This window comes from Sorangium sp. So ce1036, assembly GCF_051369805.1.
Taxonomy (GTDB): domain Bacteria; phylum Myxococcota_A; class Polyangia; order Polyangiales; family Polyangiaceae; genus Sorangium; species Sorangium cellulosum_F.
The window spans coordinates 1,469,456-1,484,246 of record NZ_JBBMOX010000001.1; the positions used below are offsets into that span (position 1 = coordinate 1,469,456).

Annotated in this window: 11 protein-coding genes; 9 read left to right on the forward strand and 2 right to left on the reverse strand. The window is 74.2% G+C overall.

Going from position 1 to position 14,791, the window contains the following annotated elements; genetic code table 11:
- Nucleotides 1-55 precede the first annotated feature (55 nt).
- The 6 genes from WMF31_RS05415 (at nucleotide 56) to WMF31_RS05440 (ending at nucleotide 7,285) form a co-directional block, all read left to right on the forward strand.
- A complete protein-coding gene (locus WMF31_RS05415; RefSeq protein WP_436600906.1) occupies nucleotides 56-4,189 on the forward strand; it encodes a hypothetical protein in 4,134 nt (1,377 codons plus the stop codon).
- A gap of 83 nt (nucleotides 4,190-4,272) precedes the next feature.
- Complete coding sequence (locus tag WMF31_RS05420; RefSeq protein WP_436600907.1) at nucleotides 4,273-5,013, forward strand: Crp/Fnr family transcriptional regulator; 741 nt, start codon at nucleotides 4,273-4,275, stop codon at nucleotides 5,011-5,013.
- Nucleotides 5,014-5,095: 82 nt separating this feature from the next.
- On the forward strand, nucleotides 5,096-5,404 hold the full coding sequence (locus WMF31_RS05425) for a hypothetical protein (protein ID WP_436600908.1): 309 nt from the start codon (nucleotides 5,096-5,098) through the stop codon (nucleotides 5,402-5,404).
- A gap of 155 nt (nucleotides 5,405-5,559) precedes the next feature.
- Nucleotides 5,560-5,940, forward strand: a complete 381-nt coding sequence (locus tag WMF31_RS05430; protein ID WP_436600909.1) for a dihydroneopterin aldolase — start codon at nucleotides 5,560-5,562, stop codon at nucleotides 5,938-5,940.
- A 74-nt stretch (nucleotides 5,941-6,014) separates the two neighbouring features.
- Nucleotides 6,015-6,404: a YidH family protein gene (locus tag WMF31_RS05435; protein WP_436600910.1), complete on the forward strand. Its 390-nt coding sequence runs from the start codon at nucleotides 6,015-6,017 to the stop codon at nucleotides 6,402-6,404.
- 491 nt (nucleotides 6,405-6,895) lie between these two features.
- Nucleotides 6,896-7,285: a hypothetical protein gene (locus WMF31_RS05440; protein ID WP_436600911.1), complete on the forward strand. Its 390-nt coding sequence runs from the start codon at nucleotides 6,896-6,898 to the stop codon at nucleotides 7,283-7,285.
- Nucleotides 7,286-7,444: 159 nt separating this feature from the next.
- Here the strand turns inward: WMF31_RS05440 and WMF31_RS05445 are convergent, their stop codons facing one another.
- Nucleotides 7,445-8,137: a hypothetical protein gene (locus WMF31_RS05445; RefSeq protein WP_436600912.1), complete on the reverse strand. Its 693-nt coding sequence runs from the start codon at nucleotides 8,135-8,137 to the stop codon at nucleotides 7,445-7,447.
- Nucleotide 8,138: 1 nt separating this feature from the next.
- Between WMF31_RS05445 and WMF31_RS05450 the strand changes: the two genes are divergently transcribed.
- The 3 genes from WMF31_RS05450 (at nucleotide 8,139) to WMF31_RS05460 (ending at nucleotide 10,758) form a co-directional block, all read left to right on the forward strand.
- Entirely contained in the window at nucleotides 8,139-8,624 is a 486-nt protein-coding gene (locus tag WMF31_RS05450; protein ID WP_436606522.1) for a Uma2 family endonuclease, read from the forward strand.
- A gap of 284 nt (nucleotides 8,625-8,908) precedes the next feature.
- Nucleotides 8,909-10,210 carry an AAA family ATPase gene (locus WMF31_RS05455; RefSeq protein ID WP_436600913.1) on the forward strand — a complete coding sequence of 434 codons (1,302 nt, stop codon included), beginning with the start codon at nucleotides 8,909-8,911 and terminating at the stop codon, nucleotides 10,208-10,210.
- A 194-nt stretch (nucleotides 10,211-10,404) separates the two neighbouring features.
- A complete protein-coding gene (locus tag WMF31_RS05460; RefSeq protein WP_436600914.1) occupies nucleotides 10,405-10,758 on the forward strand; it encodes a hypothetical protein in 354 nt (117 codons plus the stop codon).
- A gap of 88 nt (nucleotides 10,759-10,846) precedes the next feature.
- Here WMF31_RS05460 and WMF31_RS05465 read toward each other — a convergent pair whose 3' ends face one another.
- The gene (locus tag WMF31_RS05465) at nucleotides 10,847-14,719 is read right to left on the reverse strand and encodes an AAA family ATPase (protein ID WP_436600915.1); all 3,873 of its coding nucleotides are present in this window, start codon (nucleotides 14,717-14,719) and stop codon (nucleotides 10,847-10,849) included.
- Between the last annotated feature and the right edge of the window lie 72 nt (nucleotides 14,720-14,791).

Below are 14,791 nucleotides of genomic sequence, written 5' to 3' on the forward strand. Positions count from 1 at the left end.
CACGCCGCGCGGGGCACCTGTGCGCACGCGGTCGCCCGCGCTAAGGACCGAGCCGATGCGCGCTCCCCGCCCCCTCGGCCGCCGCTTCGGCCGCCTCGGCCGCCCCCTCTCCACGCTCCTCCGCCTCGCCGGCGCCGCCACCCTGGCCCTCGCGCTCGGCGCCTGCGGCGCGGCCTCCGCACCCCGCGCGCCCGACCCCATCGCCTCGCTCCGCCAAGCCGGCGCCCACGCGACCGACGGCGAGGTCGTCGGCCGCTGGCTGCTCGGCGAGCTCCTCGTCCCGGGCGGCACGCCCGCCGGGGTCAAGGCGGCGCGCAAGCGCCTCGACGAGCTCGGCGCAAAGACCATGCTCGCGTCGCTCGGGCGCGCCATCGACGACGAGGGCCACGGCCGCAACGCGCGCGCGGCCATGGCCTACCTCGACGCGCTCGCCGCCGCGCGGGTGAGCGCGCACCCCGACGCCCCGCTCGTCGGCTGGTTCGCCGCGAACCACCTGCTCGCCCTCCGCTCCAGCGTCGCGGGACTCTGGGAGAAGGCCCGCGACGTCGTCCTGCGCTCGATCGATCACCCGCTGCACCTCGGCTGGCGCGCGCGCGGCGAGCTCGTCGAGTGGTGGAGCATCGAGGGGCTGCCCGACGAGGTGGCCGCCGCGTCCCGGAGCGGCGGCGCGCCGAGCGGGCCCGCCGCGCCGCTCGTCGACCTCGCGGCGCGCCGCTACGGCTGCGTCGAGGATGCCCGCTTCGCCGGGCCGTTCGGCCACCTCGCCGAGAGCGACCACCGCGTGCACTACGACGCGGAGCGCGCCGGCCCCTGGCCCCCCGTGTTCCCGCGCGACCCGCGCCGCGCCGATCCCCCGCGCGTCCTCGGCGCCGAGCGCCGCGGCTGCCAGCTCTCCGCGGTCGCGCCGGACGGGGCGGCCGGCGCCGGGTGGCGGGGCGGCGTCTTCTACGTCGAGACGTTCGTCGACCTGCCCGTCGAGCGCGAGCTCATCGTCGCGGTCCAGGGGGCGTTCGCCATCCTCGTGGACGACGTCGAGGTGCTCACCCGCGACACGAAGCAGTGGGGCATCTGGCCGAGGTTCGGCGCGCGCCTGCGCCTCGGCGCCGGCCGGCACCGCATCCTCGCCCGCGTCGGCGGCGCCGAGACATCCATCCGGCTGCTCGCGCCCGACGGCACGCCGCTCGGCGTGCCCACCTCCGCCGACCCGGCGCCGCCGTACTCGCTCCTCCCCCCCGAGGTCCTCCCGGATCCCAACCCCATCGAGCCGTTCCTCGCGGCGCTCGGGGTGCCGCCGCAGCCCACCCCGAAGGTGGCGCGCGCCCGCGGCCTGCGCGGGGCGCCGCGCGCCGAGCGCGACCTGAACGACCCGATCGCCCGGTTCCTCGCGGCCTACATCGCGCACCTCGAGGGCCAGGACGACGTGAGCTCGGTGCTGATCGAGCCGCTCGTCGCGGATCCGGCGCGCGCCACCGGCACCGCGCTCGCCATGCAGGCGGTCTTCCTCGAGAAGGACCCGATCTTCCCGGCGTCCGACGGGCGCGACCTCGTGCAGGACGTGCGCGCGCGCGCCGCGGAGCGGGACCCGGAGCTCTGGTACCCGCGCTTCTGGCTCGCGCTCGAGGAGGCCGACAAGGTCGGCCTGCCCGAGGTCACCCGCAAGGTCGAGGCCCTCGCCGACCGGTTCCGGGAGGTGCCCCACATCGTGAAGACGCTCGCGGCGATGTACTCCCGGCTCGGCTGGCGGGTCGAGCACGTCCGCGCCGTCAAGGAGGCCGCCGCCCGCTTCCCGGACGACCTCGAGGTCCTGGGCGCGCTCCTCCGCCTCCACGACGCCGAGGGGCGCGTCGCCGAGGCGGACGCCGTCGCCGCCCGCATCCGCGCGCTCGATCCGGACGCCGAGATCGAGCTGGAGCGGGCGATCGAGCGGCGCGACTACGACGCGGCGATCCGGGAGCTCCGGCGCCTCGGATCCCTCCGCAAGGACCGCAAGGACATCGCCCGCCGCATCGCCGATCTCCTGACGCGCGCCGGCCGGCGCGCCGAGTCGCTCGACCAGCTCGAGCGCGCCCTCGCGCGGTCGCCCGACGACGCGAGCGCGCGCCTCGCGCTCGCGGACGCGCGCTTCGCGCGGGGGGAGCGCGACGCGCTGCAGAAGGCGCTCATCGAGGCGATCCGCACCGGCGCCGACACCTCGGGCCTGCGCGACGCGATCGAGCTGATCGACGGCACGACCGAGCTCAGCCCCTTCCGGCTCGACGCGAGGAAGGTGATCGCCGAGCACGAGGCCTCGGGCGACGCCATGCCCGGCACCGCGGCGCGCGTGCTCGACTACGCGGCGCTGTGGATCCACGAGGACGGGTCGGCGCGGATGCTCCAGCACGAGATCCTCCGGATCCAGTCGCGCGAGGCGATCCAGGAGCACGCCGAGCAGCGCATGCCCGAGGGGCTCGTGCTCAAGCTCCGCACCATCAAGCGGGACGGGACGATCCACGAGCCGGAGCTCATCGAGGACAAGCCGACCGTGACGATGCCGCACCTCGAGGTGGGCGACTACATCGAGGTCGAGAACCTCTTCATCCTGCGCGGCGACGGCCAGGGCGGCCTCACGTTCCAGGGCCCGCGCTGGTACTTCCGCGAGGAGAAGATCCCCTACTGGCGGAGCGAGCTCGTCATCGTGTCGCCGAAGAGCCGGCCGCTCGACGTGGAGACCTCCGGGGCGGTCCCCGCGCCGGAGATCGTCGAGTCCGGCGCGCTCGTCACCCGCCGCTACCGCGTGGACAAGAGCCCCGCGCTCCCGGAGGAGCCGGCGAGCGCGCCCATCGCCGAGTTCCTCCCGAACGTCCGCGTCGGCTGGGGCATCACCCTGGAGAACACGATCGCGCGCATGATCGACGCGGCCGCCGACGAGACGCCGCGCGATCCGCGCCTCGTGCGCGTCGCCCGGTCGATCGCGTTCGCGAAGGACGCCGACGGCGCGGCCGCGGGCGGCGGCGAGGGGAAGAGCGCCGCGGGCGGCGGCGAGCGGAAGGGCGCCGCGCCCGCCGCGCCGGGCGGCCAGGGGACGAGCGCGGCGCCCGCCGCGCCGGGCGGCCAGGGGACGAGCGCGGCGCCCGCCGCGCCGGGCGGGGGCCGCGGGGCGGCGCCGTCGAAGGACGAGCAGGCGCGCCGGATCTACCGCTGGGTGCTCGCCAACGTCGAGGCGGGGCGCGAGGGCGACGGCCGCCGCGTCGTCATCGGCAAGAGCGGCAACCGGACCGAGGCGTTCCTCTACCTCTGCCGCCTGCTCGGGATCGACGCGGGCTACGGCGTCGTGCGCGACCGGCTCACCGCGCCGCCGCGCGGGCCGATGAGCGAGGCGGAGACGTTCAACGCGCTCGCGGTGCGCGTCGACACGTCCGAGGGGCCGGGCGAGGGCGCGGCGCGCTGGATGCTCGTCGGCGACAAGTTCGCGCCGTACGGCTACCTGCCGAGCTCCCTCCGCGGCCAGCCGGCGATCGTGCTCAGGCCCGGCGCGCCGCGCGAGGTGACGCCCTCGTCCGGCGCGCACGACGGCGTGGTCACCGAGGGCGTCGCCGAGGTGGCGGCGAACGGCTCGGCCTCGCTCGCGATCGAGCAGCGGTACGAGGGCAAGCTCGCGATCGCGCTGCGCTCCGCGCTGGAGTCGCTCCCCGACGCGCAGATCCGGGACGCGGTCGAGTCGCGGCTCCTGCCCCAGATGGTGCCGGGGGCGCGGCTCGTGGACCTCCAGATCAAGGCGCTCACCGATCTCGACCGGCCGCTCGTCCTGCAGATGAAGCTCACGGTCGCGAGCTTCGCGCGCGCGCAGGGCGCGGAGCTCGTCCTCTCGCCGCCGTTCCGCGTCCGCATGTCCGGCCTCGCCAGCCTGCCCACCCGGGAGACGCCGCTCTACCTCTCCGAGCAGATCGCGACCCGCTCGGAGGTGCGGCTCCGCGTGAAGCTCCCCCAGGGAGCGCGCGTGATCACCAAGCTGTCTCCGACCTCGACGGAAAACGAGGGGCGCGTCGTGCGGGTGAACGATCGCCTCGACGGGGGCGCGCTGCTCCTCGATCGCTTCCTGGAGGTGCCGGCGGGCCGCGTGCAGCCCGACGCCTACCCGCGGTTTCAGCAGTTCGCGCGCGCGGTCGACAGCGCGATCGACAGGGACATCGTCGTGCGGCTCGGCCGCTGATCCAGGCGCCCTCGCCTCGCGCGTCAGGCGGCCTGGATCCGTGTGCCAACGTACGCAAGATGGATTACTCTTCTGCTCCTACCGTGAGCGATCTGGAATCCCAACATGCGTCGGAGGCCGGGCGTCAGCCGTCCGATCCCGCGCGGGCGCGGGTGGCGCGCGCGCTCCGGCTCTCTTCGTTGTTCGCGCAGGTGGACCGCTCGGTGCGGGATGCGGTCACGGACGCGGCCCTGCTCGACGTGGTGGCGTCCGACGTGGCGATCTTCGAGCAGGGCGCCCCGGCGGACACGCTCGTGGTGCTCGGCCGGGGGCGGGCGCGGGTGGAGCGGGTCAACGAGGAGGGCGAGTCGTTTCCGCTCAGCTACCGGGGCACGGGCGACGTGCTCGGCGAGTCGTGCCTCGGCGGGCTCCTGGCGCGCACCGAGCGCGCGGTCGCGATGGACGAGGCCGAGGTGGTCCGGGTGCCGCTCGCGATCATCCGCGATCTGTGCGCCCAGAACCCGGCGTTCGGGGGCGCGGTGTTCGCGCTCCTGGTCGCGCGGCAGCGGGAGACCGAGGACCGGATCGAGTCGATGCTGTTCAAGAACGTGGGGGGGCGGCTGGCCGAGTTCCTCCTGCACGCGGCGGAGCGGTGGGGCGTGCCCACGCCGCGGGGGACGCTGATCTCGGCGCCGATCACGCACGCGGAGATCGCCCAGGTGATCGGCTCGACGCGGGAGACGGTGACGCTGACGCTCGGCGCGCTCCGGAAGGAGGGCGTGCTCGACGTGGCGGGCCGGCGGCTCATCGTGAAGGACCGGGAGGCGCTCGCCCGCAAGCGGTAGCGAGGCGGCCCGATTCGCGGTTGACGCGGCGCACGGAGCGCCGATACGCCTTCGGGAGTCGGTCCCTCGGAAAGGATTGCCCATGCCGAAGCTCCACCCGGGAACAGCCATCGCCGTCGCATTTCTCGTCGGTTGCTCCGCGTCGTACGTCGCGCCGCGCTTCCTCGTGCCGCCGGTGCACGCCGGGACCGATCCGCCCCGGTGGGAGATACGGTGCGTGGACTCCGAGACGGCGCGCGTCCCCGACAACCACATCCTGGAAGTGACCAAGGCCACGGGCTGGAACCCGGTCCTCAAGCGGTTCGGGCAGGAGGGCTGGGAGCCCGTGCAGTTCATGCGGAACGAGCTGACCGCGAAGATCGACGCGGTGTGCTTCAAGCGGCCCCTCTGAGGCCATCCCGCGCGCGACCGCCTCGCTGACGCCCGCCGGTCGAGCCGCTCTCCCTGGTCTCCGTGGGGGGCGAACCCCGGCCCGCACCGTCCTGGCCCCCTGCACGGCGCAAGCAAGGCAGATGTCGGCCGGGAGGCGTGCTAGGGGGGGCGTCGATGGGCTCCGTGATCCAGACCTACCGAATCCGCCTCGACGGCATCCGCTTCCGCGCCAGGCATGGCGCGTCCCGCGCCGAGCGCGACCTGCCCCAGGATTTCGTGGTTTGCCTGGAGGTGGAGCTCCCGATCGCCCTGTTGCCCCGCGCCGACTCGCGCGCGCGCGTGTTCGACTACGATCAGCTCGCGAGCCTCGTGGTGGACGCGGGGACCAGCGCCTCGTACAAGCTGCTGGAGACGCTGGCCGAGCGGATCATCGAGCGCGTGCTCGAGGGCACGCCGGCCTCGGGCGTGACCGTCCAGGTGAAGAAGTTCGGGCCTCCGACGTCGGTGTCGGTGGACGCCGTGGCGGTCGAGCTCACGGGGAGCAAGGGCAGGTGAGCTCGGGTTGCGGGCGTGGCGGGCGGTCGCCATGTCACGGGTAGGTCCGCTGTCGAGGTGAGGATCGGTCCACGATGCCCGGGGAAGAGACCACGAAGCGGTCGGAGGCTTACGCGAGGGAGCACCTGGCGAACGAGCGGACGCACCTCGCCTACATCCGCACCGCCATCGCGCTGCTCAGCTTCGGCATCACGCTCAACCGGCTCAGCCTGTACTTCCTGGAGACGGGGGCGAGGGCCGCGCAGGTCGAGTCGCGGTCCTTGCTGCGCGAGGTCGGGGGGGTCGGCGCCGGGATGGTCCTGCTCGGGATGGCGCTCATCGCGTGGGCGGCGGTGCGCTACCTGCGCGTCTGCCGCGCCATCGAGCGGGGGGAGTACCGGCCCGACAGGAAATCGATCCTGGTCTTCACGGCCCTGCTGTTCCTGATCGGCGCGGCGAGCATGGTCTGGCTGTTCGCGTCGTGAGCCGGGGGGCCCGCGGCGCGGGCGCTGCGGCTCAACCTGGGTCGGGTTACCGCGGGGTCGGGTTACGCCTGGAGATCCGCGCGTCAGGTCCAGGGATCGGGTTTTCCGGTCCGCCGTGCGGGATCGGCGCGCGATGGAGCGCGCTGTCAGGTCAGGCTTCCGGAAATGCGGCTCCGCGGATCGCGATCCGGGGTCCGGAGGTCGTGCGGCGGGGTCAGGGGGGTTCTCGAGACCCTGCGCGCCGTTCTCGAGAGCGGGAATTTCGTACTCGAGACCCCCTCGGCGGTACTCGAGACCCCCCTCGGCGGTACTCGAGACCCCCCTCGGCGGTTCTCGGGAGGCGCTTTTCCGTTCACGAGGCCGCCGGGAGCGTTCGGCGGACCGATTTTCACGAGCGCCCGAGCGATTTCCCGGTGCGCGCCAGGCTCTGCGCCCGCAGCCCGGTTACGTGGCCGAGGCGTTCGTGTAGGCTGCGCGGTGAGGGGGTCCACATGTCGAAGCGCGTCGTTTCGCGGCTCGCCGCGCTCGGGATCACCGTCGTCTGGGCGAGCCTGATGGTGCCTGGATGCACGATCACGTTCAGCCCGGGGACCGGCGACGATACGGACGTCGGCACGCCCGGCGGCGCGGAGGACAACCCGACGGGCGGCGCGGAGGACAACCCGACGGGCGGCACAGAGGGCAACCCGATCGGCGGAGACGCCGCCGGAGACGAGCCCGAGGAGCCGATGACGGAGGAGGAAAGTGGCTCGCGACGCTCGACCCGTCCACGCTGCCGTTGGATACCCAGCCACGGCCGGAGTGCGTGGATCAATTCGGGTGTGACAACCACATCCTGTGTGCCTATCGGATCCCGCCCGTCAGGCACGAATGTTACGTAACACACTGCGGAAATGCGGGGTCCTCCACCTGTCCAGAATGGGTCAGTGAGGCACTGAAGAATCTCCTCATCAAGGCGTGGTGCGCCTATGTCTGCATACAGAAAGGGCCGCCAACGCCGGGCAAGGTCGTTGCCGTCGGCGCCGGCGGGATTTCTGCCTTCAGGGATGCCTTCGTCGGACCCATCTGCTTCGAGCCCTGATGAGGAGGCAGCCGCGATGTCGCGAGACGAACGAAACGCAGACGAGGGGGCCGGGAAAGGTGCTGCGCACATGCCCGGCCAGAACGACAATCAGAGCATGGCGGCTCTGAACGAGAAGGCCCGGGAGGCTGGGGGCGTCCTCTGGGCTGCCATGAACCTGCTCAGCGCCTTCGCGGCGCCACGCGTCCTGCCGCGCCTCCTGGCAGAGGTATCCGGGCGTCCTTTCCACGCCGAATTCCTCGCCATCCTCGACCGGTTCATCGAGCGTTTCGGGGACGAGATCGCGCCGAATCCGCGCGTCATGGGCGCAGAGGCTCGGCCGGTGAAAGGCCTCATGCGCCGGATGCGCGCGATGCTCGCCGGCTGGCAGCCCAGCCACCCCGCGCCCGAGGAGATGGTGCGGATCGCGCGCGAGATCCTCGCGGAGTATGGCATGCGCGGCACCGACGAGGAGTGGGACCAATGGGAAGGGACGAGCGACAATGAATCGCTCGACGATCGCGAGCGCGAAACACGAGAGGAACGGCGGCAGAAGCGCGCGCGCGTCCTCCGCGCCGAGCCCATGACGCTCGAGCAATGGGCCGACCTCGACGAGCCCGGCGAGCTCTTCGAGGCGCGGCTCGTGGCGGAGGAGAGCACGACGCCGGAGCATGATGCCCTCGTGCGCTGGCTCTTCGAGGCGCTCGGCGCCTGGGCGGCGCCCCGGGGCGCCCGGGTGTTCGGACCCGGGCACAAGCTCGGCCTCGCCGCGGACCTGGGGCGTAAGCCCGACATCAGCCTCTACCTGTCCGACGCGCCGCCCCGCGGCCACGGCGCGCTCTCGACGAGCCCCCCCCGCGCTCGTCGTCGAGGTGCTCTCCCCGCACGGACCCGACCGGCTGAGGGCCCAGCACGACAAGCTCGAGGAGTACCAGCGCTTCGGCGTGCGCCGGTACTGGATGGTGTACCCCGAGATGGAGATGATCGGCCACTTCCTCCTGGGACCGGACGGCCGTTATGTCACGGAGGAGACGACCGGCGTGGGCAAGGTCCCCGGGCCCGGGTTCGAGGGGTTGGCGCTCGATCTGGACGCCCTCTGGGCCACCATGGCCGCCGCTTCGGCTCCGGCGGCGGGCGGCGCTGCCAGCGACGCGCGATGAGGGCCGTTGCGTGCGATATCGGCCTTGGGTTCGGAGGGGACCCGCCTCCTCGCGCGGGGCATCGAGGAGCGATGTCCCGACCCGATCTTGTGGCGCGGCGACGACACCCGTGAGTCCATCCCCGCGCCCGGAGCTGGGACATCAGCGCAGAGCGTCCGCGTCGGCGGACGATGGATTCTATCGGCGCCCACCTGGGCCGGGCCGGACGGTCCGGCCGTCGAATGTCCGCTGGATTTGCGCCATGGCATGTGAAATAGTCGCCGCAGCACGCGCGGAGGAGCAGGGTGGCGGGCAAGTCAAGCATGATGTGCCCAGCGGAGCTGGGCGGCATCTCGGCCATCGCAGTCGAGGGGTTCAAATCGATCCGCAAGCGTACGGAGATCGCCGTCAGGCCGCTGACACTCCTCGCCGGCACCAACAGCTCGGGCAAGTCCAGCATCATGCAGCCCCCTCTGCTCATGAAGCAGACGCTGGATGCGCTCTACGACCCGGGGGCGCTGCTGCTCGACGGCCCGCACGTCCGCTTCACGGCGGTCGAGCAGCTCTTCTCGCGCTTTGGCGGACGGAACAGCAATCAGTTCTCGGTCGGCATCGACCTGCCCACGGGCAAGGTCGGCGTCCGCTTTCAGAAGCAGGCCAAGGGCGGCCTCGACGTCGTCGAAACTACGGTCGCCGTCCCACTCGGCAGGGGTGATAGGTTGCGTCGTGGCATCGTTCACGACTACCCGGAACACGTTATTTCTGTTGTCCGTAAGCGATGTTTTCTCTGGTACCAACTGTCCAGGCGGACCGGAGAAACGCTGAGCGTTGTCGAGACGAACGACGGTTCCGGCTATGTCCCGCTCGCGCTCAGGAGCGCGCCTGACGACCTGCGCGCCATCATCCATGTCGCCGCGCTCCGTGGCATTCCCGAGCGGACGTACAGGACCACCGCCGTGGGGGACGAGTTCCCCGGCCCCTTCGAGCCTTACGTCGCCAGCATCATCCATCACTGGCAGGCCACGAAGGACATCCGCCTGAAGCAGCTCGGGGCCGCGCTCGAGAAGCTCGGCTTGAACTGGACCATCAAGGCATCTCGCGTCGACGATACCCGCGTCGAGCTGCGCGTCGGCCGTCTGAAGCAGCGAGCACGCGGCCGCGCGCAGGATCTCGTGAGCATCGCGGACGTCGGCTTCGGCGTCTCGCAATGCCTGCCGGTGCTCGTGGCGCTCCTGACGGCCCGACCGGGCCAGCTCGTCTATATCGAGGAGCCCGAGATCCACCTGCATCCGCGTGCGCAGGTGGCGCTCGCGCAGATCCTCGCCGACGCCGCGAGCCGCGGCGTCCGGGTCGTGATCGAGACGCACAGCTCGCTCCTGCTGCTCGGCGTGCAGGCGCTCGTCGCCGAGGGGGCGTTCCGGCCGGAGCTCGTCGCGCTGCACTGGTTCTCCCTCACCAAGGACGGCGCGACGCAGGTGCGGAGCGCCGATCTCGACGAGGCTGGCGCATTCGGCGACTGGCCTGAGGACTTCGCCGAGGTGGCGCTCGACGCCCAGGCCCGCTACCTCGACCCTGCCGAGAAGCGGATGGCCAAGGCGAAGCGCTGAGATGCGGGCCAAGGTCTCGCGTCGCCTCGTCATCGACGCGTCGGTGGCCCGGGCCGCCGGCGGGGAGGACGCGGTCCACCCCCTTCCCCAGCAGTGCCGCGACTTCTTGATGACGACGCTCGCCGTAGGTCATCGCGTCGTGCTCACGCGCTGCCATCAGCGCGGAGTGGAAGAAGCTCGCCTCCGTATTCGCCATGCAGTGGCGGACCGCCATGGTCGCTCGTAAGAAGTCGCTGTATCTCGATGTTGCGGAGGACGTCGCGTTGCGCGATGCGATCGAGGGCGCCTCGGCAACCGAGCGCGACCGGCGCGCCATGCTCAAGGACGTGCACCTCATCGAGGCCGCGCAGGCGACGGACCACATCGTGGTCTCGCTGGATGAGCGGGTGCGGGCGCTCTTCAGCGAGACCTCGGCGCGCGTGAGCGCCATGAAGAGTGTCGTGTGGGCCAACCCCGGCCGCGAGGCAGAAGCGTGCTCCAGGTGGCTCGAAGACGGGGCGCCTGCCCATGCGCATCGTCGGCTGGGCGCGCGGCGCGCGGCGAAGTGAGGGACAATTCCTCGCTCGCCGCTGGGATCGTCAGCGCACCACGGGCGCGCGGGCGCGGCGCTCCCCGGCGCCGGCCGCCACAGGTCCTCTACCGCAGCCGGTGCTCGCGCAGCACCTCCGCCGGCACCGCCTCGCGCGCGAGCTCGCAGAGCCGCGCGTGGTGCGTGAAGAACAGCACCTGCGTCGTCGCCGTCAGCTCGCCGAGCACGGCGAGGGCGGCGCGGGCGCGGTCGTCGTCGAAGTGGATCAGGAGGTCGTCCAGGATGAGCGGCATCGGCTCGCCCGTCCGGGCGTGGTGCTCCAGGCTGGCGAGCCGCAGCGCGAGGTAGAGCTGATCGCGCGTGCCGTCGCTCAGGCCGCTCACCTCCACCTCGCGCTGCACGGCCGCCGCCCTGGCGGGCTCGGCCGCCTTGGCGGGCTCGGCCGCCTTCGCGGGCTCCGCCCCGGCCTCGGCCGCCTTGGCGGGCTCCACCCCGGCCTCGGCCGCAGGCGCCGCAAGCGCCGCTGCCGCCGGCGCGGCCGCGCGGACGCAGCGGAGCACCGCCTGCTCGCCCTCGTCGTAGCCCACCCGCAGGCCCGCGAAGGCGCCCAGCGTCAGGCGGTGGAAGAGCGCGCTCGCGCGCGCCAGGATCGGGCCCTGGTTGCGCTCGCGGTACCGCTCGATCTCCCGCTCCAGGAGCACCGCGGCGAGGCGCGCCCGCACGTAGCGGCGCACCTCGCCGCGCAGGTGCGACAGGCAGATCTGCGCCTCCGCGGCGGCCTCCGCGGCGCCCACGGTCGCCCGCAGGTGCTCGCGCTCCTGCTCCAGGCTGCCGAGCGTCCTGTCGATCCGGCGCCGCTCGTCCTCGAGCGCCGCGAGGCGCGCCTCCGTCCGGTCGAGCTCGAGCGCGAGCGCGTCCCGCTCCGCCCCCGCGGTCTCCTGCTCCAGCGCGGCGAGGCCGGCGCCCTCGCCGGCCTCGAGGAGCTTGCCCTCGTTCTCGACGAGCTCCCGGTCGAGCCGCCGCGCCTCGCGCGAGCGCTCCTCCGCCAGCGCGAGCGCCGCGAGGTCGGCGCCGGCGTCGCCCGAGCGCGGGACGCCCGCCGCCTCGATGAGCTTCGCGAGGCGCGCCTCGGCCGCCGCGCGGCGCGCGTCCTGCTGCTCGCGCTCGCGGCGCTTCTCGGCCAGGCGGTGCTCGATCTCGCCGCGCTCCCGGAGGTCCGCGCACGCCTTGTGGTAGCGCTTGACGAGCTGGTCCGCGGCCTGCTCCGCCGGCAGCGCGGCGAGGTCCGGCGCGTGCCGGGACGCGAGCGCCGCGACGTCCTCCGCGAACGCCCGGGCGTCGCGCTCCATCCCGCGCACGCGCCGGCGCTCGTGGCCCGCGCTGTCGGCCTTGCGGAACAGCGCGCCGAGCTCGTCGAGGATGGCCGTGGCCTCGTCCGCCGAGGCGTCGCCCGGGAGCCCGAGCTGCCGCACGCTCTCCGCCCACTCGGCCCGCCACGCGTCGAGCGCGCGCGCGTGCTCCGCCCGCTCGCGCTCGAGGTCCGCGAGCTGGCGCTCGAGCTCCGCGCGATCGCCGACCAGCTTGCGGCGCTCGCGGGCCGCGTCCTCGATGGCCGCGAGCTCCCGCTCGGCGGCCTCCACCAGCGCCGGGAGGCGCGCGGCCGCGCCCCCCGGCGCCCCGGCCGCCGGGCCGCGGGCGCCCTGGAGCGCGGCGCGCAGCTCGGCCGCGTGCGCCTCGATCCGGGCCCGCAGCGCCTCGGCCTCGGCCTCGGCCGCGCGGAGCCGATCGACCGTGGCGGTCAGGCCCGCGAAGCGGCCCAGCCAGCCGCGCATCTCCTCGGGCGAGCGCGGCGTGATGCCCGCCGGGCGCCAGAGCTCGACCCACGCGGCATCGGCGTCCGCCGCGCGGCGCTCGAGCGCGGCGCGCTCGCCCGCGAGCTGCGCCTGATCCGCCTCGGCCCGCGCCTGCTCGGCGAGCAGCCGCGCCAGGCGGGCGACCCGGTCGGCCTCGCGGCGCAGCCGGTCGGCGATCGCGTCGGCGGCGCGGACCAGCTCGGCGTACTCGTCGGGCTTCGTTCGCGCCGGCCCCCCGTCGCGCGCGGTGAGCGGGGGCCGCCGCCCCGCGCCGGGCGCGGCGGCCGTGTCCGCGCCGGCGTCGAAGAGCGACGCGGTGTGGATCGCCGCCGCGGCGCGGGCGCTCCCCTTCGCCTGGAAGGCGCGCAGCAGCGCCTTCCAGGCGACGTCGCGGCGCGCGCGCGCCTCGGCGAGGTCGGCCTCGGTGGGCACCGCGCCGGCGCGCTGCAGGGCGTCGATCTCGCGCGCGCTCTCGCGCAGGCGCGCCTCGACCTCGGCGGCGCGCTCGGCGAGCCGCTCCCGCTCGCGGGCGATCGCGCTCCACTGCGCGACCGCCTGGTCGACCGTCTCGGGGAGCGGGACGGGCAGGGCGCTCGCCTCGGCGGCGGAGAGCGGCGCCCGCCCCGCGGCCGCGTCGCCGACGTCGAGGCGCGCCCGCCCCGCGGCCGCGTCTCCGACGTCGAGGCGCGCCCGCCCCGCGGCCGCGCCGAGGCCGAGGCCGAGCCGGTCGCGCTGCGCGTCGGCCTCGCGGGCGAGCTGCGCCGCCGCGGCCGTGGCCTCGCGCAGGCGGTGCTCCAGATCGCCCTGCTTCTGCGCGCGCGAGAGCGCGCCCCGGAGCGGCGCGGGGTCCTCGCCCGGCGGCAGCTCGGCCAGCCTGCGGACGCACGCGTCGCGCCGCGCGCGGTGCGCCGAGAGCAGCCGCTCCACCTCGCGCGGCCTGGCCTCGACGGCGCCGCGCTCGCGGGCGAGCTTCTTGATGCGCGCCTCGGTCGCGACGTCGACGCGCATCGCCTCGAGCCGCGCGGGCTCGGCGTCGTCGACGAGCGAGGCGTCACGCCCGAGCCGGCGGAGGATCGCGCGCGCCTCCTCCTCGAGGCCGTGGAGCTCCGCCCGGACCCGGGGCAGATCCACGGCGGCCTTCCGGTGGCTCCCGAGCCGGGTCACGAGGCCGTCGATGACGCCCGGGTCGAGCTCGACCAGCGACGCGGGGATGTGCAGCGCGGCGAGCCGGGCCTCGAGCTCCTCGATGTCGGCGCGGAGCCGCTCGGCCTGGGCGGCGGCGTCGGCGGCGCGCTCCTCTGCGTCCTCGCGGTCCCGCGGGGCGCCCTCGGGGAGGAGGACCACGTCGCCGAGGGCCGCGCGCCGGCCGAGGATCGCGCGCCGCGCCTCCAGCAGCGGGAGCACCCGGAGCGCGCGCCGGAGCCGCTTGTCCGTCGTCCGGAGCGCGCGCAGCTCGGCGTCGACGCGCTCCTGCTCGGCCCTGGCCTCCTCGATCTCCTGCCGCTTGCGGGTCCAGTCCGCGGGGGGGCTCGCGGCGCTCCGCGCCTTGTTGCGCGCCTCCTCGAACGCCTTGATCGCCTCGTTGAGGGAGCGGGTCCTCGCGAGGGGCGTGAAGATCTCGTCGGCCTCGTTGCGCAGCGCGGTGAGGAGCTGCTGCAGCCCCGGCCCGCCGAGCCCCGCGCCGAACAGGGTCTGGCCGACGTCGCCCTTGCCCTGGAGCAACGCCTCGCCGCCCTCGCGGAGCGCCTCGTGGTCCAGGCCGAAGGAGGTCCGGAAGAGATCCTCGCTGACGCCGCCGAGCACCGACGCGAGCGCGGCGTCGTCGAGGGGGTTGTCCTCCGGATCGCGGAGCGTCTTCACGCGCCCCTTGCGGCGGACGAGCGCGAGCGTGGCGCCGCCGCCCGCGAGCCGGCCGCCGACGCGGAGGTCGGTGTTGTGGTGGAGGTGGGCGTCGGGCGTGATGTGCGGGATGCCGTAGAGCAGGCCGCGGATCGCGCGCAGCGCGGTGCTCTTGCCGGCCTCGTTGGGGCCGTAGACGAGGTGGAGGCCGGCGGCCGGCGAGGAGAAGTCGAGCCGGAGATCCGTGAAGGGGCCGAACGCGAGGAGGTGGAGCTCTAGGATCTTCACGAGGTCGCCGGCCTGGCGCAGGGGAGGCGCCCTTTCCAGAGGGGGGTAGGAGTGCGAAACCCCTGGCCGGAT

Bases quoted from the DNA above. Each gene is read 5' to 3' on its own strand.
- WMF31_RS05415 (WP_436600906.1), top strand. From the start codon at position 56: ATGCGCGCTCCCCGCCCCCTCGGCCGCCGCTTCGGCCGCCTCGGCCGC.
- WMF31_RS05425 (WP_436600908.1), top strand. From the start codon at position 5,096: ATGCCGAAGCTCCACCCGGGAACAGCCATCGCCGTCGCATTTCTCGTC.
- WMF31_RS05430 (WP_436600909.1), top strand. From the start codon at position 5,560: ATGGGCTCCGTGATCCAGACCTACCGAATCCGCCTCGACGGCATCCGC.
- WMF31_RS05435 (WP_436600910.1), top strand. From the start codon at position 6,015: ATGCCCGGGGAAGAGACCACGAAGCGGTCGGAGGCTTACGCGAGGGAG.
- WMF31_RS05440 (WP_436600911.1), top strand. From the start codon at position 6,896: ATGTCGAAGCGCGTCGTTTCGCGGCTCGCCGCGCTCGGGATCACCGTC.
- WMF31_RS05445 (WP_436600912.1), bottom strand. From the start codon at position 8,137: ATGCTCCGGCGTCGTGCTCTCCTCCGCCACGAGCCGCGCCTCGAAGAG.
- WMF31_RS05450 (WP_436606522.1), top strand. From the start codon at position 8,139: ATGCCCTCGTGCGCTGGCTCTTCGAGGCGCTCGGCGCCTGGGCGGCGC.
- WMF31_RS05460 (WP_436600914.1), top strand. From the start codon at position 10,405: ATGCAGTGGCGGACCGCCATGGTCGCTCGTAAGAAGTCGCTGTATCTC.